This is a genomic window from Amaricoccus macauensis (genome assembly GCF_049800915.1).
Taxonomy (GTDB): Bacteria; Pseudomonadota; Alphaproteobacteria; order Rhodobacterales; family Rhodobacteraceae; genus Amaricoccus; species Amaricoccus macauensis_A.
In genome coordinates this window covers 141,519-160,481 of sequence record NZ_JBNAFY010000009.1, presented here as the reverse complement: position 1 = coordinate 160,481, position 18,963 = coordinate 141,519, and the positions used below count along the sequence as shown (strand labels likewise).

21 protein-coding genes are annotated in these 18,963 nt (G+C 62.7%); 18 read left to right on the top strand and 3 right to left on the bottom strand.

Annotated features, from left to right (window positions below; all coding sequences use genetic code 11):
• Positions 1-10: 10 nt before the first annotated feature.
• Complete coding sequence (locus ACP15W_RS19530) at positions 11-1,096, bottom strand: hypothetical protein (protein WP_424934622.1); 1,086 nt, start codon at positions 1,094-1,096, stop codon at positions 11-13.
• Between the two features lie 314 nt (positions 1,097-1,410).
• Here ACP15W_RS19530 and ACP15W_RS19525 point away from each other — a divergent pair, with 314 nt between their 5' ends.
• From ACP15W_RS19525 to ACP15W_RS19500, 6 genes are all read left to right on the top strand, one after another.
• The gene (locus ACP15W_RS19525) at positions 1,411-1,689 is read left to right on the top strand and encodes a hypothetical protein (RefSeq protein WP_424934621.1); all 279 of its coding nucleotides are present in this window, start codon (positions 1,411-1,413) and stop codon (positions 1,687-1,689) included.
• Between the two features lie 234 nt (positions 1,690-1,923).
• Positions 1,924-2,661: a GntR family transcriptional regulator gene (locus tag ACP15W_RS19520; RefSeq protein ID WP_424934620.1), complete on the top strand. Its 738-nt coding sequence runs from the start codon at positions 1,924-1,926 to the stop codon at positions 2,659-2,661.
• Positions 2,651-3,439, top strand: a complete 789-nt coding sequence (locus tag ACP15W_RS19515) for a transporter substrate-binding domain-containing protein (RefSeq protein WP_424934619.1) — start codon at positions 2,651-2,653, stop codon at positions 3,437-3,439. The genes ACP15W_RS19520 and ACP15W_RS19515 overlap by 11 nt, the downstream gene beginning before the upstream one ends.
• Before the next feature lie 58 nt (positions 3,440-3,497).
• Entirely contained in the window at positions 3,498-4,175 is a 678-nt protein-coding gene (locus ACP15W_RS19510; RefSeq protein ID WP_424934618.1) for an amino acid ABC transporter permease, read from the top strand.
• Positions 4,172-4,825: an amino acid ABC transporter permease gene (locus tag ACP15W_RS19505; RefSeq protein WP_424934617.1), complete on the top strand. Its 654-nt coding sequence runs from the start codon at positions 4,172-4,174 to the stop codon at positions 4,823-4,825. Before ACP15W_RS19510 ends, ACP15W_RS19505 begins: the two co-directional genes overlap by 4 nt.
• The gene (locus ACP15W_RS19500) at positions 4,812-5,537 is read left to right on the top strand and encodes an amino acid ABC transporter ATP-binding protein (RefSeq protein ID WP_424934616.1); all 726 of its coding nucleotides are present in this window, start codon (positions 4,812-4,814) and stop codon (positions 5,535-5,537) included. The genes ACP15W_RS19505 and ACP15W_RS19500 overlap by 14 nt, the downstream gene beginning before the upstream one ends.
• Before the next feature lie 21 nt (positions 5,538-5,558).
• Here ACP15W_RS19500 and ACP15W_RS19495 read toward each other — a convergent pair whose 3' ends face one another.
• The gene (locus ACP15W_RS19495; RefSeq protein ID WP_424934615.1) at positions 5,559-6,929 is read right to left on the bottom strand and encodes a PLP-dependent aminotransferase family protein; all 1,371 of its coding nucleotides are present in this window, start codon (positions 6,927-6,929) and stop codon (positions 5,559-5,561) included.
• A gap of 272 nt (positions 6,930-7,201) precedes the next feature.
• On the opposite strand from ACP15W_RS19495, the gene ACP15W_RS19490 reads away from it, so the two are divergent.
• The 8 genes from ACP15W_RS19490 (at position 7,202) to ACP15W_RS19455 (ending at position 13,721) form a co-directional block, all read left to right on the top strand.
• Positions 7,202-7,684, top strand: coding sequence for an MSMEG_0572/Sll0783 family nitrogen starvation response protein (locus tag ACP15W_RS19490; RefSeq protein WP_424934614.1), 483 nt, complete (start codon positions 7,202-7,204; stop codon positions 7,682-7,684).
• A 66-nt stretch (positions 7,685-7,750) separates the two neighbouring features.
• Positions 7,751-8,737, top strand: a complete 987-nt coding sequence (locus ACP15W_RS19485) for a Nit6803 family nitrilase (RefSeq protein ID WP_424934613.1) — start codon at positions 7,751-7,753, stop codon at positions 8,735-8,737.
• Positions 8,730-9,830 (top strand): MSMEG_0568 family radical SAM protein, encoded by a 1,101-nt coding sequence (locus tag ACP15W_RS19480; protein ID WP_424934612.1) that lies wholly within the window; start codon positions 8,730-8,732, stop codon positions 9,828-9,830. The genes ACP15W_RS19485 and ACP15W_RS19480 overlap by 8 nt, the downstream gene beginning before the upstream one ends.
• Positions 9,830-10,375: an MSMEG_0567/Sll0786 family nitrogen starvation N-acetyltransferase gene (locus ACP15W_RS19475; RefSeq protein ID WP_424934611.1), complete on the top strand. Its 546-nt coding sequence runs from the start codon at positions 9,830-9,832 to the stop codon at positions 10,373-10,375. The genes ACP15W_RS19480 and ACP15W_RS19475 overlap by 1 nt, the downstream gene beginning before the upstream one ends.
• Positions 10,372-11,352 (top strand): sll0787 family AIR synthase-like protein, encoded by a 981-nt coding sequence (locus tag ACP15W_RS19470; protein ID WP_424934610.1) that lies wholly within the window; start codon positions 10,372-10,374, stop codon positions 11,350-11,352. The genes ACP15W_RS19475 and ACP15W_RS19470 overlap by 4 nt, the downstream gene beginning before the upstream one ends.
• On the top strand, positions 11,345-11,632 hold the full coding sequence (locus ACP15W_RS19465; RefSeq protein ID WP_424934609.1) for an MSMEG_0570 family nitrogen starvation response protein: 288 nt from the start codon (positions 11,345-11,347) through the stop codon (positions 11,630-11,632). The genes ACP15W_RS19470 and ACP15W_RS19465 overlap by 8 nt, the downstream gene beginning before the upstream one ends.
• Before the next feature lie 11 nt (positions 11,633-11,643).
• Entirely contained in the window at positions 11,644-12,903 is a 1,260-nt protein-coding gene (locus ACP15W_RS19460) for an MSMEG_0569 family flavin-dependent oxidoreductase (protein WP_424934608.1), read from the top strand.
• Positions 12,903-13,721 (top strand): Pnap_2097 family protein, encoded by an 819-nt coding sequence (locus ACP15W_RS19455; protein WP_424934607.1) that lies wholly within the window; start codon positions 12,903-12,905, stop codon positions 13,719-13,721. The genes ACP15W_RS19460 and ACP15W_RS19455 overlap by 1 nt, the downstream gene beginning before the upstream one ends.
• 11 nt (positions 13,722-13,732) lie before the next feature.
• On the opposite strand, the gene serC is transcribed toward ACP15W_RS19455, so the two are convergent.
• Entirely contained in the window at positions 13,733-14,932 is a 1,200-nt protein-coding gene (gene serC / locus ACP15W_RS19450; protein ID WP_424934606.1) for a 3-phosphoserine/phosphohydroxythreonine transaminase, read from the bottom strand.
• A 515-nt stretch (positions 14,933-15,447) separates the two neighbouring features.
• Here serC and ACP15W_RS19445 point away from each other — a divergent pair.
• The 4 genes from ACP15W_RS19445 (at position 15,448) to ACP15W_RS19430 (ending at position 18,950) form a co-directional block, all read left to right on the top strand.
• Positions 15,448-16,467, top strand: coding sequence for a TRAP transporter substrate-binding protein (locus tag ACP15W_RS19445; protein ID WP_424934605.1), 1,020 nt, complete (start codon positions 15,448-15,450; stop codon positions 16,465-16,467).
• Positions 16,468-16,533: 66 nt separating this feature from the next.
• On the top strand, positions 16,534-17,097 hold the full coding sequence (locus tag ACP15W_RS19440) for a TRAP transporter small permease (RefSeq protein WP_424934604.1): 564 nt from the start codon (positions 16,534-16,536) through the stop codon (positions 17,095-17,097).
• Entirely contained in the window at positions 17,097-18,437 is a 1,341-nt protein-coding gene (locus tag ACP15W_RS19435; RefSeq protein WP_424934603.1) for a TRAP transporter large permease, read from the top strand. The genes ACP15W_RS19440 and ACP15W_RS19435 overlap by 1 nt, the downstream gene beginning before the upstream one ends.
• A gap of 24 nt (positions 18,438-18,461) precedes the next feature.
• Positions 18,462-18,950 carry a universal stress protein gene (locus ACP15W_RS19430; RefSeq protein WP_424934602.1) on the top strand — a complete coding sequence of 163 codons (489 nt, stop codon included), beginning with the start codon at positions 18,462-18,464 and terminating at the stop codon, positions 18,948-18,950.
• Positions 18,951-18,963: the final 13 nt, after the last annotated feature.

Sequence of the window (18,963 nt, the reverse complement as noted above, 5' to 3'; positions counted from 1 at the left end):
TGACCCAGCTTCAGCAATCCTCGCGCAGGAATTCGCTGTCGAAGGGCAGGGAGACGCGTTCGCCTCGCTCTTCGGTGAGGGTCAGGCGGCCCTCCGCCACGGATATATCCCGGACGCGGGTCCAGCCGGAAGGTCTGGGGATCGCGCCGAGCACATGGGCGATGCGGTGCCTCGGGCCCAGTGTGAAGGCGGTGGGCACGCCTTCGGCCGAGACCGGGTTTGGCCCGGTTGACGCGCGGTGGCCATCCGCGCCGGCGGCCCGGCCATCCTCGATCCCGAGTACGCCGGTGTGGCGGCCATTCCACGGGGCGTAGTCGCGGCCCGCGTTGGAATGCCAGAGCATGGTAACGGGCAGGGTTCTAGGGTTCTTCAGGACGAAGATAAGATCCTTCTCCTCCTCGCGGATGACGACACTCCAGCCGAGGGTGGAGCTCGAGGCTTCGATCAGCGTTATGAAATCCTCGTGCCGGTCGCCGATCGGTAGAGAGGTGAGGTCAAGGGTGCCGCCATCCGTGGCTGGGCAGGCGCGGAGGTCGGTGAAGCGCTCCCCCGAGGCCAGCCGGTGGCGGCCGGGTTCGAGCGGGGTTTCGGGTGTGAGGGCCAGTCTTTTCTGAGAGACTGAGAGGAAGCCGCGCCCGGAGAGGTGGATCATCGGGTGGTGGGCGACGGACAGCGCGCCCGTACCACCCTCGATCACGTGGCTCTGGTAGAGGATGGGCGCATCCATGGCCAGGATGAGGGTCTTGGTGAGGCGCGCACCCATGATGTCGCGTGCAAGCCGGTAGCAGAGGGAACCCGGTCCGGCGTCGAGCGGGTTCCACGCGCTCGACGCGCTCCAGCCATGGGGTGGGCCGTCGATCAGGTCGCTGGCGCCGAAGGGCGCGCAGAAGAAGTCGCCCGACAACTTGCGCTCTACCGGCGGGGTGGTGGGTTCGAAGGTGGCTTCGCCCTCGTTGACCCAGGGTGCGGTGTGCAGAGGGGCAAGCGTGCGCCGGCCATGGTGGAACGCGAGGTGGCGGATATTGCCGACGGACGGGTCGGCTTCGATCGATCCGGTCGGCGTCTCGGCGCGGTTTGCGGTGTCGGATCGTGCCATGTCATTTTCCCAATTGGCCGCATCATGCTCGCTCAGATAGCCATGACAGAAGCGATCTGATCGGCGCAAGTGCGGTCCGATCGAACCGGCGTGGTCGTTTCCGGCATCGCGGCTTGCTGGCCTTGCGCTGAACGGGGCAGATGTCACAAGGGGGCGCGCGTGAAACGCACCGAAGAAGACGCGGCTCCGGATGCGGGCGGACTATCCGTGCCTCCGGCCTCGGCACCCTGCGCCGTTGCGGCCAGGCCCTTCGTGCTTGCTGCGACCATCCTTGCCTCTGCGATGATGAATGCGGTCCCGAAGCCTATGCGGGTGTGGCGTCCGGCATTAACAATGCCGCGAGCTGGCTTGCCGGGCATTTCGTCGTGGCTCTCGTCGGTGCGGTCACGGCGATGGTCTTTGCCTCCGGGCTTGGGGTGAGCCAAGCCGGAGCGCCGGTCGGAGCTTTGTCCGAGAGCGCGCCGGGCGGGGAACGCGAGGTGGTCGCCATGGCGTTTGCCTCTGCCTATTCTGCGGGAATGACAGTCTGTGCGCTTCTGGCGACATTGAGGGTGCTGATCGCCTGGGGCTGGCTGGCTCTTAGAGTGGAGTGAGACTGGAGGGCAGACACCGCCGAACACGTGCCTGCCGATCTCGCGATCAGAGCGCTGCGTCAACGGATGCGCAAACCATAGGCGCGTCGAAAAAGTTTAGACCATAAATACATCAGCCCTACCGATGCCGGGCAGGAAACCGGCGTTCAGACGGAACTCCCGTTGCACCCCCTGCGAAGTCTGGTCGATCTGACTTGTATACAAGGCAGGCGGATCAGGCTGGAGTGGGGCTGGGTGGCGAAGGAAATCGAGGCGATCGAACGGACGATACTGGCGGCCATCGTCGAGGGCCGCATCGCGCCGGGTGCCAAGCTTTCCGAGAACGCACTCGCGTCCGCCTTCGATGTTTCACGCACTATGATCCGTGAGGCGCTCGCCCGGCTGGAAGCCCGCAAGGTGCTTTCGGTGCAGGCGCGCAAGGGCTGGTTCGTCAACGTGCCGGACGCAAAGGAAGCGGCCGAAGTCTATTCCGCGCGCCGGGCGGTGGAATGCGGCTACCTCATGTATGCGGATCCGTTCACGGATGCCCAAATCGCGTGCCTCCGCAAACATATTGCGGACGAACGCGAGGCCATCGGGAAGGGCGACAAGGCGCTGCTCACCTATCTAATGGGCGATTTTCATGTCCGCATCATAGAGCAGTCCGGGAACAGCGCGCTGGTCGAGATTATCCGGAACCTGACCGCGCGCACGATCCTCATTTCCTTGTGCTACCAGTCCCAGAGGAACGCGCTGGCCTCGCACGAGGACCATGTGCGGATCTTCGAGGCGTTGGTGGAGGGTGATATGCGGCTCGCCGCTCAGCTTTGTCACGATCACCTCGAAGACGTCGAGACCGGCATTACGATCGATACCGCGCCCAGCTCGATCGACATGCTGAGAAATTCCCTTCGCCTCGACATGGCGCCGAGCGAAGCGGAGCCAGAATGCGCCACCTCTTTCTTCGAACAAGGGACATCTGATGATCACTAAACGTGCTTTCCTTGCCGCCAGCCTCATGGCCGCGACCGCTTCCCTGTCGGCTCCGGCCGCCTTTGCAGACGCCCTCGAGGACATAACCTCGGCCGGGGAAATCCGCATTGCCGTGCCGCAGGATTTCCCGCCCTTCGGTTCGGTCGGCGCCGACATGGCGCCGCAGGGCTATGACATCGACATGGCGGAACTGATCGCCGAGAAGCTCGGCGTCGAGCTGGAGCTGGTGCCTGTGACTTCGGCGAACCGCATTCCTTATCTCCAGACCAACAAGGTCGACCTGGTGATCTCGTCCATGGGCAAGAATGCCGAGCGCGAGGCGGTCATCGATTTCTCCGAAGCCTATGCCCCGTTCTACAACGGCATCTTCGCGCCAGATGATGTCGCCGTGACGGAGGTTGCCGATCTCGCGGGCAAGCAGGTCGGGGTCACGCGCGGTTCGATCGAGGATCTCGAACTGAGCGAGGTCGCCCCAGAGGAGGCGACGATCAAGCGCTACGAGGATAATAACGGCACGATCTCGGCCTTCCTCTCCGGTCAGGTCGAGGCGATTGCCACCGGCAACGTGGTTGCCGCGGCCATTCTCGAGCGCAACCCGCCGAAGCGGCCCGAGCTGAAATTCCTGATCAAGAACTCGCCCTGCTATATCGGCATGAACAAGGGTGAGCCTGCGCTCATGGAAAAGGTCAACGCCATCATCGCCGAGGCGAAAGCCGATGGCACGCTGGATGCCATCAGCGAGGAATGGCTCGGCGTGGATCTTCCCGAAGAGCTCTGAGGCTCCGGGACGTTCCGGCCGGGCCGGAGCGTCCCCCATTTTCACCGAAAGGACCGAAATGGACTACCAGTTCAATTTTGACTGGATCGCGACCTATTGGCCGGTGTTCCTTGCCGGGACCTGGATGACCATCAAGCTCATCGTCGTCGGCGGGATCGTGGGAATTGCGTTCGGCATCTTCTGCGCCTGGGCCCGGTCACTCGGGCCGAAGACCCTCGGGGGCATTGTCGCGGTCTATGTGGAACTCATTCGCAACACGCCTTTCCTGATCCAGCTTTTCTTCATCTTCTTCGGTCTGCCCGCATTGGGGTTGAGGCTGACGGAGGTGGAGGCCGCGATGCTCGCCATGATCATCAACCTCGGGGCCTACAGCGCCGAGATCATCCGGGCAGGTATCGAGGCGACACCCAAGGGGCAGTTCGAGGCCGGGGCCTCGCTCGCCATGTCGCCGATCCAGACCTTCCGGCATATCGTGCTGGTGCCCGCGCTGCAGAAGATCTGGCCCGCGCTCGCCTCGCAGGTGGTGATCGTGATGCTCGGCTCCGCCGTGGTCAGCCAGATCGCCGTGGAAGATCTCACCTTTGCAGCGAACTTCACCCAGTCCCGCACCTTCCGTGCGTTCGAGGCATATTTCGTTTCGACCGCGATCTATCTCGGCCTTGCGATCCTGCTGCGGTTTGTTCTGCTCGAGATCGGCAACCGGATCTTTGCCACCCGGCGGAGGGCGGCGCGATGAGCCAGATCGGTTTTTTTGACATCCTGACGAACCTGATCTACGCGACCGGCTGGACGATCGTTCTCTCGATTGTTTCCTTCATCGGAGGCGGCATTCTCGGGCTTATCCTGCTTTTCGCGCGGATCGGGCGTGCGAAATGGCTCCAGCTTTTGGTGAAGGGTTACACCGAGGTCTTCCAGGGTACGCCGCTGCTGATGCAGTTGTTTCTCGCGTTCTTCGGGCTGGGGCTGCTCGGCATCGACGTCGCGCCATGGCTTGCGGCGGGGCTTGCGCTTATCCTTTGGACGGCGGCCTTTCTGGTGGAGATCTGGCGCGGCTGCGTCACCGCCATTCCCAAGGGGCAGTGGGAGGCCTCCGCCTCGCTCGGCATGACCTATATCGAACAGATGCGTTACATCATCCTGCCGCAGGCCTTCAGGATCTCGATCCCGCCCACGGTCGGTTTCTCGGTTCAAGTCGTGAAGGGGACAGCGCTGACCTCGATCATTGGTTTTGTCGAGGTGACCAAGGCCGGAACGGTGCTCGCCAACGCTACCTTCCAGCCCTTCACGGTCTACGGGCTGGTGGCCCTGATCTATTTCGTGCTCTGCTATCCGCTTTCGCTCAGTGCGCGCAAACTCGAAAGGAAATTCAAGAGTGCCGCTCATTGATATCGATGCCCTGAAGAAGAGCTATGGTCAGACCGAGGTGCTGAAGGGCATCGACCTTCGGATCGAGAAGGGCGAGGTGATCGCGCTGATCGGGAAATCTGGCTCGGGCAAATCGACGCTGCTGCGTTGCATAAACGGCCTCGAGCAGATCAACGACGGCTCTATCACCGTGGCCGGGCAGCAGCTTGCGAATGATGAGCAGCACCTGCGCAACCTGCGCATGAAGGTCGGGATGATCTTCCAGCAGTTCAATCTTTTCCCGCACAAGACCGCCGGGGAGAATGTCATGCTGGCTCAGCAGGTGGTGAAGAAGACGCCGAAGGCGGAGGCCGAGGCCATGGCGCGCAAGATGCTCGACCGCGTCGGGCTGGCCGAAAAGTTCGACAACTATCCCGATCAGCTCTCGGGCGGTCAGCAGCAGCGGGTCGCGATTGCGCGGGCGCTGGCGATGGAGCCGATTGCGCTGCTCTGCGACGAGGTCACCTCCGCGCTCGATCCGGAGCTGGTGGGCGAGGTTCTGCAGGTGGTGAAAGGGCTGGCGGCCGAAGGCATGACGCTGGTGATGGTCACGCACGAGATGGCCTTTGCGCGCGATGTCTGCTCGCGGCTCGTGTTCATGCACCAGGGGCGCATCCACGAGATGGGGGCGCCGGAGGAGGTTTTCTCCAACCCGAAGACGCCGGAGCTGCGCAGCTTCATCGGCGCGCATTGACGAGACTCGGGCCGGGGCCATTCAGCCCATGTAGGCGTCGGGGGAGAGCACGTTCGACATGAACTGAAGGCTTTCGCGCAGGGCGTCCCGGCCCTGCGGGCCCCCGATGCAGATCCGTACATGCTCGTCGGGGTCGCCTTCGACGGTGAAGGTGTCCGAGGGCATGATGCCGACATTGCGCCCGGCCATGCGGGCGATGATGTCTGCGCGGCCCGAGCCGCGGGGTAGGCGCAACCAGATGTTGAAGGCGTTTTCGGCCGCGGAATACTCGAAATCCTCGAGCGCCTCCCGGGCAATCTTCTGGCGCGCGGCGGTTTCGGTACGGATGAAGCGGCGGATATGGTCGGCCGTGCCGTCCTCGATCCACTGGGTGGCGAGCGCCATTGGCAGGGGAGAAGGCATGACGGTGAGCGCGCGCAGGGCCTGTCCCATGGCATGGGTGTCTTTGCCCGAGGGCGTGACCACATAGGCGAGGCGCAGGCCCGCGCCGATGCATTTGGCGAGTCCGCCGATATGCCAAGAGAGATGCGGGATGGAGGCCGCAAGCGGCGCGGGCGCGCGCGAGGGGATGAAGCCGTAGGCGTCGTCTTCGATCAGCGGCAGGCCGTGGCGGTTCAGCACCTCTGAGATTTCCAGCCGCCGCTCAACCGGCATGGTGAGGGTCGTGGGGTTCTGCAAGGTGGGATTGAGGTAAAGCGCGCGGGGGCCGTGGGCCCGGATCGCGGCTTCGAGCGCATCGGGCAGGATACCGTCTGCGTCCATCTCCAAGCCCGCGAGGTGGAGCTTCAGGCGCGACGCAATCGTGCGGATGCCGGGGTATGTGACCCGCTCGCAGAGAATGGTGTCGCCGGGGGCGGCGATCATGGTGAGCACGGCGCTGATCGTTGCATGGGCGCCGGGTGTGACCGCGATGCGGTCGAGCCGGGGGATGAGGCCGCGCAGCGAGAGCCAGGTGGAGGCCGCGATCTTGTCCTGCTCGCTGCCGGTCGCGGACTGGTAGCGCAGGAGCGGGATCAGGTTGGCGGAGACCGTTGCGAGGCCGTCCCGCATCCGGGCGAGCAGCGCGGGATCTGAGGGTTCGGGTGGCATGTTCATCGAAAGGTCGATCTCGGCGGCGCGCATTCGCTCCGCCTCCGGTGACGCCGACATGCGCTCACGAACGAATGTGCCGCGCCCCACATGGCTTTCCAGAAGCCCGCGTGCCTGGGCCTCTGCATAAGCACGCGAGACGGTGGTGAAATCGATGCCCAGCCTCTCCGCAAGCTTCCGCTGGGGCGGAAGGCGGACGCCCGGATCGAGCGCGCCGTCGCGGATGTCGACCTCGATGGCGTCGGCAATGGCGAGATAGCGGGGTTTACCGTTGTCCCAGTTCGCCGGGGTCCAGTTTCTCATCTCGCCTCCGATACTCGCTGCCAGTCTAATCGATTCGACTAATTGATGCATATTGTATGTATCTGCGATCCGCAATGGCAGAATGTACGTGCTTTGCTTACGCTCAGAAGTTTCAAAAGCCTCGGAATGTGGCCAATTTTTGAGCTATAGATGCGAATAGCAGCAATGGTATATCATATGAACACAATTTATTGTATGTAGATTGAACTGGTAATTGATTCATACAATTTTGGCATGCCACCCAGATTGCGAAGACATTATGGGAGATAGAGATGCCAGCAGTAGCCACCGAGGCGCACAAGGACGGAGACTACTTCGTCGACTACGAGGAAAAGGTCTTCGAGGACGTGAAGGCAGAGGAAGGCGAGAAGGCGCTCGTCACCTTTCATACCGTCGCCTTCGAGGGGTCGATCGGCCTCGTCAACATTCTCAACGCCATTCGGCTCAACCGCAAGGGATACGAGACCTCGATCCTGCTCTACGGGCCCGGCGTGACGCTCGGGATCCAGCGCGGTTTCCCGACGCTCGGCGACGAGGCCTTTCCGGGCCACCAGAACTTCGCGGTCAACCTGAAGAAGTTCATGGGCGAGGGCGGCAAGGTCTATGCCTGCCGCTTCGCGCTCCAGGCGCTCTACGGCCATGGCGAGCCGTCGCTCCTGCCCGGCATCACGCCGATCGCGCCCCAGGACGTGCTCGACTGCATCCTTCTGCACAAGAAGGCGAACGCGGTCATCCTCGACACCTGGACGGTCTGATCCCGCCGGCCGGGTGGCCCTTGCCGCCCGGCTCCCATCTTTCGAAGGCACGTCCGGAGGTCATACATGCGAACCGACACAATCCGCGCCGCCGCCGTCCAGATCGCGCCTGACCTTTCGGGGCGGGCCGGGACGATCGAGCGGGTGCTCAATGCCATTGCCGAGGCCGCCGACAAGGGTGCGCGCTTCATCGTCTTTCCCGAGACCTTCGTGCCCTATTACCCGTATTTCTCCTTCGTCCTGCCGCCCGTCCTGCAGGGCGCGCCGCATCTGGAGCTTTACCGCGAAGCGGTGGTCGTGCCCTCGGCCGAGACCCGCGCGGTGGCGGAAGCCACGCGCAAGCGCGGGGCGGTCATCGTGCTCGGCGTCAACGAGCGCGACCACGGCTCGCTCTACAACACGCAGCTGATCTTTGATGCGGACGGGTCGCTCGCGCTCAAGCGGCGCAAGATCACGCCGACCTATCACGAGCGGATGATCTGGGGGCAGGGCGATGGCGCGGGGCTCACGGTGGCCGAGACCGCCGTTGGCCGCGTCGGTGCGCTCGCCTGCTGGGAGCATTACAACCCGCTCGCGCGCTACGCGCTGATGGCGCAGCACGAGGAGATCCACGCGAGCCATTTCCCCGGCTCGCTGGTCGGGCCCATCTTCGGCGAGCAGATCGAGGTGACCATGCGGCACCACGCGCTGGAATCAGGCTGTTTCGTGGTCAATTCCACCGGCTGGCTGACCGAGGAACAGATCGCCGAGATCCACCCGGACCCGAAGCTGCAGAAGGGCCTGAGGGATGGCTGCATGACCTGCATCATCTCGCCCGAGGGGCGGCATCTCGCCGATCCGCTGACCGAGGGCGAGGGGATGGTGGTGGCTGATCTCGACATGAAGCTGATCACCAAGCGCAAGCGGATGATGGACAGCGTGGGCCATTACGCCCGGCCCGAGTTGCTGCATCTGGTGCATGACGCCCGCCCGACCCTGCCGCGCGAGACCCATGTGGCGCCGGAGCCGGACCTGCCGCTCTTTGCCGCGCTCGAGGAGGAAGAGCATGTCTGACTCCGATCTAATCAACGACCTGCAGACGCTCGGCATGCGGCTCATCGATCCGCGCGCGGGCCACGAGAGCCGGCGCGGCGGTGCCGGTCCTTCCGACCACAAGGCGGTGACGCTGGGCGAGACGACGGTGATGGTGCCGGTGCATACTGCGCCCGCCTTCGAGAGCCCCTACCTCGTGGAGCAGCCCGGCTCGGACGGGCTGGCGCGGGTGACGCGGAACGGCGCGGAGGTGGCGCGGGTGCGGTTTCCGACCCGGCCGCGCTTCTATGATCTCAAGACCGCGGACGGCATACCCTACAACCAGATTGCGGTGCTGCATTCGCGCAACGTGCTGGCGACCACCGTCTTGCAGACCTGCATCCGCTACGAGAGCCGCAAGAAGACCTGCAAGTTCTGCTCGATCGGCCAGAGCCTCGCGGCAGGCCGGACCATCGCGCACAAGACGCCGGAGCAACTGGCCGAGGTGGCTAAGGCCGCGGTCGAGCTTGATGGCGTCGAGCACATGGTGATGACCACTGGCACGCCGCGGGGCAAGGATCGCGGGGCCGCGGTGATGGCCGAGAGCGCGCGGGCGATCAAGCGGGCCGTGAACCTGCCGATCCAGGCGCAATGCGAGCCGCCCGAGGACGATGCCTGGCACGAGCGGATGGCGGAGGCGGGCGTCGATGCGCTCGGCATGCATCTGGAGGCGGTGACGCCCGAGGTGCGCGCGCGGATCATGCCCGGCAAGGCGAGCGTGCCACTCGAGAAATACTACGCGAGTTTCAAGGCAGCGGTGCGTGTCTTCGGGCGCGGCCAGGTCTCGACCTATATCCTCACGGGCCTCGGAGATACGGCCGAAGAGATCCTGCGGGTCTCGGAGCGGCTCTGCGTGCTCGGCGTCTATCCCTTCGTCGTGCCCTTCGTGCCGATCTCCGGCACGCCGCTCGAAAGCCATCCGGCGCCGTCCGCCGATTTCATGGCCTCGATCTTGCGGCCGCTGGGGCGAATGATCGTGGACGCGGGAATGCGTTCGAAGGACATCAAGGCGGGCTGCGGCAAATGCGGTGCCTGTTCGGCACTGTCCACCTACGAAAAGCTGAAGGTGGCGTGATGTATATCGAGACGCGCCAGTTCCATTGCCCGGGCTATTTCATCCGTGCAGTGTCGACGCCCTGGGAGGCGCGGGGAGCGGCCGGGTTGCGCCACCGGGTCTTCGTCGAGGAGCAGGGCATTTTTCCAGAGCACGACCGCGACGAGATCGACCTGATCGCGACGCATCTGGTTGCGCTTTCCACCAATGCCCATGAGGCCGATGCGGTGGTGGGCACGGTGCGCATCCACGAGGCGGAGCCGGGTCTCTGGTGGGGGTCACGCCTCGCGGTCGATCAGGGCTTTCGGCGGGTGGGCCGGCTCGGGAGCGAGCTCATCCGGCTCGCGGTGCGCACGGCGCATGCCCGCGGCTGTCGAACTTTCTTGGCGCATGTTCAGAAGCAGAACGCGCCGCTCTTTCGCCGGTTGCGCTGGAAACCGCTTGCGGATGAAGATCTGCACGGTGTGCCGCACGTGAAAATGGAGGCGGATCTCGCGGCCTATCCACCCTTCGCCCGGCCCCAGGAGGGCTGGTATCACGCCACGGCCCAGCGAGCGGCGGTATGAGCAGGTCGATTGATCCCGGCTTGCTCGCCGAGAGCCTGCGCGCGCATCCCGCAATTCTCTCCAAGCGCGCGATTGCGACAGCCACGCTCGGGCTCGGGCTCGATGCGACTGCCGCTGGGCGGCCGGGCGACGATGCCGCGGCGCTGCTCACTGCGGAGGGATTTGATCTGCTGGCGGGAGAGGGGTTCATTCCGGGCTTCGTGGCGGATGATCCGTGGTTTGCCGGCTGGTGCGGGGTCATGGTCAACCTCTCGGACATTGCCGCGATGGGCGGACGCGCCACCGCGCTCATTGACCAGGTCTGGGCGCCGGATGCGGCGGCGGCCGCGCCGCTCTTAAGGGGGCTGCGCAATGCCGCGGAGGCCTATGGCGTACCGCTGGTGGGCGGTCACACGAATTTCGCAGCGCCGGATCTGGGGCTCGCGGTGTCGGTGCTGGGCAAGGCGAAGCGCCTTGTCACGAGTTTCGATGCGCGGCCTGGCGACGTTCTTGTCGCGGCCATCGATCATCGCGGGGCGTATCGCAATTTCGACAATTTCTGCGCCGCACTGGATGCACCCCATGCCCGGCTGCGCGGGGATCTGGCGTTGCTGGCCGAGCTTGCGGAGGCCGGCCTCCTGCGCGCGGGCAAAGATATTAGCCAGGGCGGCATCGTGGGCACAGCCCTGATGCTCGCGGAATGTTCCGGCGTCGGGATCGAACTGGACCTTGAGGCGATCACGCCGCCCGACGGCGTGGCGCTGGCGCGTTGGCTCGCGAGTTTTCCAAGTTTTGGCTTCCTGCTCGCAGTGCGTCCAGAGCATGTCGATGGCATCTGCGCGCGGTTTCGTGCGCGAAATCTCGTGGTCGCCCCGATCGGCCGCATCATTGACGGCGCGTCTGTCAGTCTCGCTGCGGGTGGGGCTGTCGCGACCTTCTGGAACCACGCCGAGACCCCATACCTTTCGCTAGCGCTGAAGGAACCCATTCATGCCTGAAGTTCATTTCATCATTCGTTGGCCGGACAAAAGCGAGGAGCGCTGCTACTCGCCCTCCACGGTCGTAACGACCTTCCTCGAGGCCGGCACGAGCTATCCGCTCGAGGAATTTCTCGCGCGGACCCGGACCGCATTGAGGAAGGCCTCGGACCGGGTGGCGGAGAAATACGGCTTCGCCTGCAATTCGGCGCTCGATCAGCTCGAAAAAATTGAGAACCAGGCGCAGCGCTACAGCCAGGTGCCTCAAGCAAGCGTGACCTGCATCGCATTCGAACAATGAGGACGAGGGACATGAATGGCGTCTACCATACCACTGTCGTGATTGTCGGCGGCGGGCAGGCGGGGCTCTCCGTCAGCTACTACCTGAGTCGGAAGGACATCGATCATGTCGTGCTTGAACGGGAAGAGAAGTTCCATTCCTGGCGGGAGAACCGCTGGGACAGCTTTTGCCTTGTGACGCCGAACTGGCAGTGCCGCCTGCCAGATTTCAACTATGCCGGTGACGACCCCAACGGCTTCATGCTGAAGGACGAGATCACCGACTATCTCGATGCCTTCGCGAAGAGTTTCGATCCGCCGCTGCGAGAGCATGTGACCGTGACGCGGGTGGCGCATTTGGGCGCGGGCTATGTGGTGGAGACGAGCGCGGGCGACTGGACCTGCGAGCAGGTGGTGATCGCAACGGGGGGCTATGACGCTCCCATCGTTCCGCCCTATGCGGAGAACCTGGACCCCGCGATAGCCCAACTTCATTCACGCGACTATCGCCGTCCGTCGCAGATCCCCGAGGGTGCAACGCTCATTGTGGGCACCGGGCAGTCTGGCGTGCAGATCATGGAGGACCTTGTGCGGGACGGTCGGCAGGTGCATCTCGCCGTCGGGCCTGCACCGCGCTCACCGCGGAAGTATCGCGGGCGGGACGCGACCGACTGGCTTTACGACATCGGGCATTACGATATCACCATCGACAATCACCCGGATCCAGTGAAGGCGCTCACCCAGACCAACCATTACATGTCGGGGCGCGACGGCGGCAAGGAGATCGACCTGCGCCAGTTCCATGCGGAAGATGGCGTTCAGCTTTACGGATCGGTCACCGGCATGGCAGGCACACAGATCGAATTCCTGCCGGATCTGGTGAAGAACCTCGACGATGCGGATCGAAGCTATTGCGGCATTCGCGACCAGATCGACGCCCATATCGCGCGGGAAGGCATCGATGCGCCGGTCGAGCCGCCCTTCGAGAAGGTCTGGGAGCCGGAGCGGGAAACCACAGAGATCGACGCGGCGGAGCTGGGCATCACAACCGTCATATGGTCGATCGGATTCCGCCCGGACTACTCTTGGATCGAGGTCGATGCTTTCGACGAAAGGGGAAAGCCGCGGTTCCATCGCGGCGTGACCGATGTTCATGGCCTGCATTTCATCGGGCTCGGGTGGCTCAACACCTGGGGGTCGGGGCGATTTCTCGGCATCGACGCGGATAGCCGCTACCTAGCGGACCGGATTGAGGACCAGCTTGCCGTTTCGCTCCGGCGGGTTTCGGCCTGATGGTGCTGCATGCGTATCCCACGGAGCAGCGCGCGCATGTCCTTCGGGATCGGGTCCGGCTTTCCATGGGCCAGCTCGCGCCCATAGGCTTCTCCGAACAATGGTTGCTGAAGGATGCTGGCGACAGGCATTGGGCGCTGATCGCGGGCGCGCTCGGGCAGGAGCGCTCGGTTTTTCGCGATGGGACGGGCCGCCCGGTCTACGCGGCGTTCTGCGCGACATGGCTGGAACTGAGCCGACCAGGCCTTACCCTTCTGGGGGAGGATGCCGAGATCCTGTCCACCCTTTCGTCGCCTGGCGGGAGTTGCCTCGCCTCTGTGCACGTTGTCTCGGTCAGAGGGGAGGTGCGCGCGCGCCTGACGATGATCTCGACCTTTGTCAGCCACGACGACAGCGGATCGAACCGCCGCGTGTGTCGAAACGGTTTGATGGACGAAAGGCTGCCCGCCCTGCCGGTTTCCGGCCCGGACGTGATGGCCCTGCATCAGCGTGCGCGTTCGGTCTTGCGCACCCAGCGGGGACGACAGATCGCGGGGCCGGTGGCCTTGCGGGTGACGCCGGTTCCAGGACTGGATTTCAACGCGGTGGGCCTGCTCTACTTTCCGACTTTTTCGCGGCTGGCGGAGACCGCGAGCTGGCAGGCCGATCCGCAGATCGGACCGCTTGCCGCGCGCGAGGTGGTCTACCTCGGCAATATCGACCAAGGCGAGGAGATCGCCGTCTTCGTCGACGGGGCGGAGCAATACTTGGTGCGTGGGGATGGACGGGTTCTCGGCTACTGTCGGACCAACAGGGACCCGCGCACGACACAAGGCTGACGCGGGCGCGACTATGCGGCCTGAGCGTTCCTGCCGGCGAAATCTTGCATGAACGCGGCGAGCTTGCCTGCCTGTTCCACGGTGATGCCATTGTAGAGACTGGCCCGGAGATAGTCTCCGACGCCGAAGGGGGTGAGCGTGCGCAGGCCGATCATCCCCTTGTCCCAGCTTTCGATCAGGAACCGGTTGGTCAGGTCTTCATCTCCGCCTGCCACATTGAAGGGGACATTCATGCGGCTTCTCAGGGAGGTGTCGCTGACGGGGGTGCCGTAGAAGCCGCCCGAGCCGTCAATTACATTATAGAGAACGCTAGCCTTGGCGATGGAGCGACGCTCGATTTCCTCGACGCCGCCCTGCTCCGCGATCCAGTCCATGACGAACCCGACGACCTCAATGTTGAAGGTTGCCGGCGTGTTCCAGAGGTTTCCGGCATCACGGGTGATCGTGTAGTTGAGGACGCCCGGACAGAGCGGGGAGGCCTTGGCTTCGCCTAAGAGATCCTTGCGCACGATCGTTGCGGTCACGCCCGGGTGGCCGATATTCTTGGAGGCGCAGACAAAAAGTACCCCGACGTTGCTGCCGTGCCAGTCGATGGGTTTGGTCGAGAAATCGGAACTGGCATCGATCACCAGAGGGATGTGCTTGCGCGCCTCTGGCAGTTTCGGCAGCCGGTGAAGCTCGATACCGTTCACCGTCTCGTTCGAGCAGATGTAGACGAACTTGCTCTCGGGATCGATATTCTCCGCGGTCAGCTCGGGAAAGCCGATGAAGGCGCCGGTTTCCGGGTCGCTGCCGTCGATGGTCTGAGCGTTGCAGTATTTCTGCGCCTCGTCTCGGCCTCTCCTCGACCATGTTCCGTTGACGACATATGTCCCGACATCGGTGGCATCGTGGCAGAGGTTCAGCGGCACGGCGGCGAACTGCCCGTGCCCGCCGCCGAGAGTGAAGAGCACTTCGTAGTCGTCGGGAATCTCCATCACCTCGCGGATGGATTGCACCGCATGGTTGAGTATATCGAGAAATTCGGGCGATCTGTGCGAGAGCGCCAGAGAGGTGAGTTTGGGCTGCTGGAAGCTCGCCGCGATCACATCCTCGACGGCCTTGGGCAAGGAGGTTGGCCCGGGGCTGAAGTTGATCACCTCTTCGAACGGAACCGTGGGGCTGAGGGAACCCAAGAGGGCCGGGTGCGATTGTTCAGTCACGGTATTCATTCCTTGCTCCGCAAACATTCCGGGGTGCTTTCCGGCGGTGTGCATTGGGGGCGCTCGTCAAAAGCCGGGCGTCAATCGTCATGTAGCCGCGTGGACCAGAGGTTGCCCCTACTTCTCATGCCCCACCGCTCGACACGAGTCCCTTTCCAGTCCGCATTCTTGCAGTCGATCGATGAAGCAGCCTTCGGTTCAGACTAGCCAACCCAATTCGGCTTAGGCACCGACGCAGGTAGGCAGAACTCTGCGTTCAATCACCTTACAGGCTATGGCGGGCGTAAGTTCCACCCAACGCATGCTGGCTCTGTTGGTTTTCAGCTTGATGGAATTGAAATTAACCATTCCTGAGCGCGTTCGCTAAAATATTGGGCAGAAAGCTCAAATTTGATGTCTCCTTCAACCCTGCACGTTGACAGTTTGCGTGTTCACAACCCCACGTGAATGTAGCCGGGCGGTGGAGCCTCGGTTGCAGGGTGGGTCGGCAGACCCAACACGGGCGCCAAAGACGGAGAACGATCATGAAATTCCCAGGAAAAAACTCGGCCCTTGCGGTCGTGGCCACCGTTGCTGCGCTCGCAGTGGGCACACCCGGCGAAGCAACTAATTTTAAGGTCGCAGTCGGGGACAGCGGCGGCAGCACTCAGGAGGTCGGCGGTTTGGCCTTCAAGGCGAAACTCGAAGAACTTTCTGGTGGCAAGCACACGGCAACCCTCTTTCTGAACGGCCAGCTCGGCTCTGAGCAGGATACCGTGAACGATGCGGCTATCGGCACGCTTGACATGTCGATCCTCGCGATCAACAACATCACGCCCTTCTCTCCCACGACCGGCATCCTTTCGCTGCCTTACATGATGCTAAGCCTCGAGGACGCAGAGACCTTGACCCAGGGTCCCATTGGCGAGGAACTAGTCCAGAACACGATTGAAGATGCCGGGGTGCGGATCATCGGGTGGACCTATGCCGGGTTCCGCCGCCTGACCAATTCGCAGAAACCGGTCGAGACGGTCGAAGACCTCCAGGGCCTCGTGATCCGAGTGCCCAAGAACGAAATCATGATCGACACCTACAAGGCCTGGGGCGTCAGCCCGACCCCGATGGCCTGGTCCGAAACTTTCGCGGCCCTTCAGACCAAGGTCGTGGACGGGCAGGATACGCCCTACATCACGATCAACGCGATGAAGTTCTACGAGATCCAGAAATACGCCACCAATTTGCGTTACCTCTTTCTAATCGAGCCGCTGATCATCTCGGAACAGGTCTTCCAGGGCCTTTCTGAGGAGGATCAGGGCATCATCCTTGAGGCCGCCAAGGCTGCTACAGAGGAATCGGCACAATTCCTCCGCGACAAAGAGGCCGAGATCCAGGCGACCCTCGTCGAGGACTACGGAATGGAAATCGTGGATCCAGCCAACGACGAGCAGGAGTTCATCGACCTAGCGACTTCCGCCGTCTGGCCTAGCTTCTACGACAGCGTCGGCGGCATCGAAAAGGTGAATGCCGCGCTCGAAGCTATCGGCCGGGATCCCGTTTCCGAGTAAGCCTTCCGGATTCGGGAGATCAGGGGAAGGGCCTCCGGGCGCTTCCCCACCTCAAAGGGGGCGAGTATGCATGGGTTTCTGAGTGTCCTGAACAAGATTGAAAGCTACATTTGCCGCACATTGCTTGCCGTTTTTGTCTGCCTTCTCTTCCTTCAGGTCGTGGTTCGAACGTTCTTCAACTTCTCCTTTTCCTGGGTGGAAGAGCTCTCCGTCTACATGTTCGTGTGGTTCGTCTTCTTCGGCGCGAGCTACGCCGCGAAGATGGGCGCGCATAACCGGGTCACCTTCCAGCTGAAATTCCTGCCGTCCCGCGCAATCAAGTATGTCGAAGCCTTCGCAGATCTCTTCTGGATCTTCTTCAACCTCTATTTCGTTTACCTGTCGCTCGATTTCATCTTCAACCGCATGAACCGTTTCCAGTCCTCCCAGACCATGGGGTTCCACCTCAGTTGGGTCTACATCGTGCTGCCGATCGCATTCACGCTGATGACCGTCAGGATCGTCCAGGTCAATTACCGCAAGCTCGTCCTCGGCGAGGAACTGGTCGATCCCGACGCCATCGACCTTGACGAGGTCCGCGCTGAAAGCGGCCAGACCGAAAGTATTGCCGAAAAGAGGAGCGACTCCTGATGGGTAGTGAAATCATCCTGCTCTTGTTCGGCGGCTTTCTGGTTCTGCTGTTCATCGGCGCGCCGATCACTGTGGCCCTCGGGGTCTCGACGCTGCTGACCTTCTTCTATCTCGGCGAAAACCCGATCAAGTTCGTGCAAATCGCCTACACATCGGTCGGGTCTTTTCCGCTGATGGCGCTGCCCGCCTTCATCCTAGCCGGCGCGCTCATGGAGGCCTCCGGGCTTTCGCGGCGGCTGATCCAGGTTGCGGAGAGTTTTGCCGGACCCTTTACGGGCGGCATGTCGGCCGCCACAGTGATGGCCTGTCTTTTCTTCGGCGCAATCTCGGGCTCGGGTCCCGCGACCACCGCGGCGGTGGGGATGCTGATGATTCCGGCGATGATCGACCGTGGCTACAGCCGCAACTACGCTTCGGCTATCACCGCCTCCTCGGGCGGGCTGGGCATCGTGATCCCGCCCTCGATTCCGCTCATCATCTACGGCATTGCCGCGATCGGCATGCCGCCCCCACCGGAAGCCGTGGCCGAACACGGAAACTTCCAGACCGTTTCGATCCCAAAGCTCTTCATTGCGGGATTCATGCCGGCCTTCTTGATCGCCGGAAGCCTCTTGATCATGAACTACCTTCTGTCCAAGAAGCATGACTACAAGGGCTCGGCCGAAGGGTGGTCGGCGCGACAGATCTGGTGCGAGATGTATCGCGGCTTCTGGGCCCTGATGGCCCCCGTGGTGATCCTCGGCGGCATCTATTCGGGGTTCTTCACACCGACAGAGGCCGCGATTGTTGCGATTTTCTATACGCTTGCAGTCGGCGCGCTGATCTACCGCGAACTGACCTGGGCAAAGCTCTTCACCGCACTCGAGACAACGACCTGGCTCACCGGGCGCGTGCTGCTCATCATGTTCACCGCGACGGTGTTCGGCCGCCTCTTGGTCGAAAACCAGATCCCCGCGGTGATCGCGGAAGGTATGCTGTCCATCACCGACAACATCTACGTTATCTGGACGCTGGTGATCTTATTTCTGCTGTTCGTCGGCATGTTCATGGAAACGCTGGCCACCATCCTGATCCTTGTTCCCGTGATGCTACCAGTGGCCTACAGCATGGGAATTGACCCGATCCATTTCGGCGTCGTCATGGTCTGCACGCTGGGCATCGGGTTCCAGACCCCGCCTCTGGGCGAGAACCTGTTCATCGCCTCGGGTATCTCGAACATATCCATCGAGCGGATCTCGATTGCGGCGCTGCCGTTTGCCTTCATCAACACTATCGCGATCTTCATAATCGCCTTCGTGCCAGGCATATCGCTCTGGTTGCCACGCCTGTTGGGCTACTGAGCCTGGGTGGAAAGGAAAACCGCCATGCTGCCCGAGATACACGACATCCTCTTCGCCACGGACCTGTCTCCTAATGCCGATAATGCCTTGTGTCATGCCCTTTCCATGGCGATGGCGCATGGGGCGCGGGTTCATGTCCTGCACGTCGCCGAACCGATGAGTCGTGAAGCGATCGTCACGCTGGAGCTTTTCGTCCAGGACGAGACATCCCGGAACCGTGCGCTGAAGGATCGTCACGCAACCCTGCGGCAGAACCTGAAGAAAAATCAGCAGGCCTTCCTGAAATCTCTGCCACCCGAGGAGAAGGAGGCCTACGCGACTGTCGCCTCGGTTGAGCTTGACGAGGGCCACGCCGCCGAGACGATCCTGCGGCGCGCTCGAGAACTTAAATGCAACCTGATCGTGATGGGAACGCACGAGCAGGACACGTCCAACACCTATATCGGCACGGTTGTCAGGCAGGTTCAGCGACGTTCGCCGATCCCCACTCTGATCGTGCCTCACAAGGCCTGAAACCGAGTGCGGA

Excerpts from the sequence above, each read along its gene's own strand:
- ACP15W_RS19505 (WP_424934617.1), top strand. The coding sequence starts at position 4,172 with ATGAGCCAGATCGGTTTTTTTGACATCCTGACGAACCTGATCTACGCG.
- ACP15W_RS19475 (WP_424934611.1), top strand. The coding sequence starts at position 9,830 with ATGTATATCGAGACGCGCCAGTTCCATTGCCCGGGCTATTTCATCCGT.
- ACP15W_RS19435 (WP_424934603.1), top strand. The coding sequence starts at position 17,097 with ATGGGTAGTGAAATCATCCTGCTCTTGTTCGGCGGCTTTCTGGTTCTG.
- ACP15W_RS19445 (WP_424934605.1), top strand. The coding sequence starts at position 15,448 with ATGAAATTCCCAGGAAAAAACTCGGCCCTTGCGGTCGTGGCCACCGTT.
- ACP15W_RS19510 (WP_424934618.1), top strand. The coding sequence starts at position 3,498 with ATGGACTACCAGTTCAATTTTGACTGGATCGCGACCTATTGGCCGGTG.
- ACP15W_RS19455 (WP_424934607.1), top strand. The coding sequence starts at position 12,903 with ATGGTGCTGCATGCGTATCCCACGGAGCAGCGCGCGCATGTCCTTCGG.
- ACP15W_RS19440 (WP_424934604.1), top strand. The coding sequence starts at position 16,534 with ATGCATGGGTTTCTGAGTGTCCTGAACAAGATTGAAAGCTACATTTGC.
- serC (WP_424934606.1), bottom strand. The coding sequence starts at position 14,932 with ATGAATACCGTGACTGAACAATCGCACCCGGCCCTCTTGGGTTCCCTC.
- ACP15W_RS19515 (WP_424934619.1), top strand. The coding sequence starts at position 2,651 with ATGATCACTAAACGTGCTTTCCTTGCCGCCAGCCTCATGGCCGCGACC.
- ACP15W_RS19495 (WP_424934615.1), bottom strand. The coding sequence starts at position 6,929 with ATGAGAAACTGGACCCCGGCGAACTGGGACAACGGTAAACCCCGCTAT.
- ACP15W_RS19480 (WP_424934612.1), top strand. The coding sequence starts at position 8,730 with ATGTCTGACTCCGATCTAATCAACGACCTGCAGACGCTCGGCATGCGG.
- ACP15W_RS19430 (WP_424934602.1), top strand. The coding sequence starts at position 18,462 with ATGCTGCCCGAGATACACGACATCCTCTTCGCCACGGACCTGTCTCCT.
- ACP15W_RS19460 (WP_424934608.1), top strand. The coding sequence starts at position 11,644 with ATGAATGGCGTCTACCATACCACTGTCGTGATTGTCGGCGGCGGGCAG.
- ACP15W_RS19530 (WP_424934622.1), bottom strand. The coding sequence starts at position 1,096 with ATGGCACGATCCGACACCGCAAACCGCGCCGAGACGCCGACCGGATCG.
- ACP15W_RS19470 (WP_424934610.1), top strand. The coding sequence starts at position 10,372 with ATGAGCAGGTCGATTGATCCCGGCTTGCTCGCCGAGAGCCTGCGCGCG.
- ACP15W_RS19485 (WP_424934613.1), top strand. The coding sequence starts at position 7,751 with ATGCGAACCGACACAATCCGCGCCGCCGCCGTCCAGATCGCGCCTGAC.
- ACP15W_RS19490 (WP_424934614.1), top strand. The coding sequence starts at position 7,202 with ATGCCAGCAGTAGCCACCGAGGCGCACAAGGACGGAGACTACTTCGTC.
- ACP15W_RS19465 (WP_424934609.1), top strand. The coding sequence starts at position 11,345 with ATGCCTGAAGTTCATTTCATCATTCGTTGGCCGGACAAAAGCGAGGAG.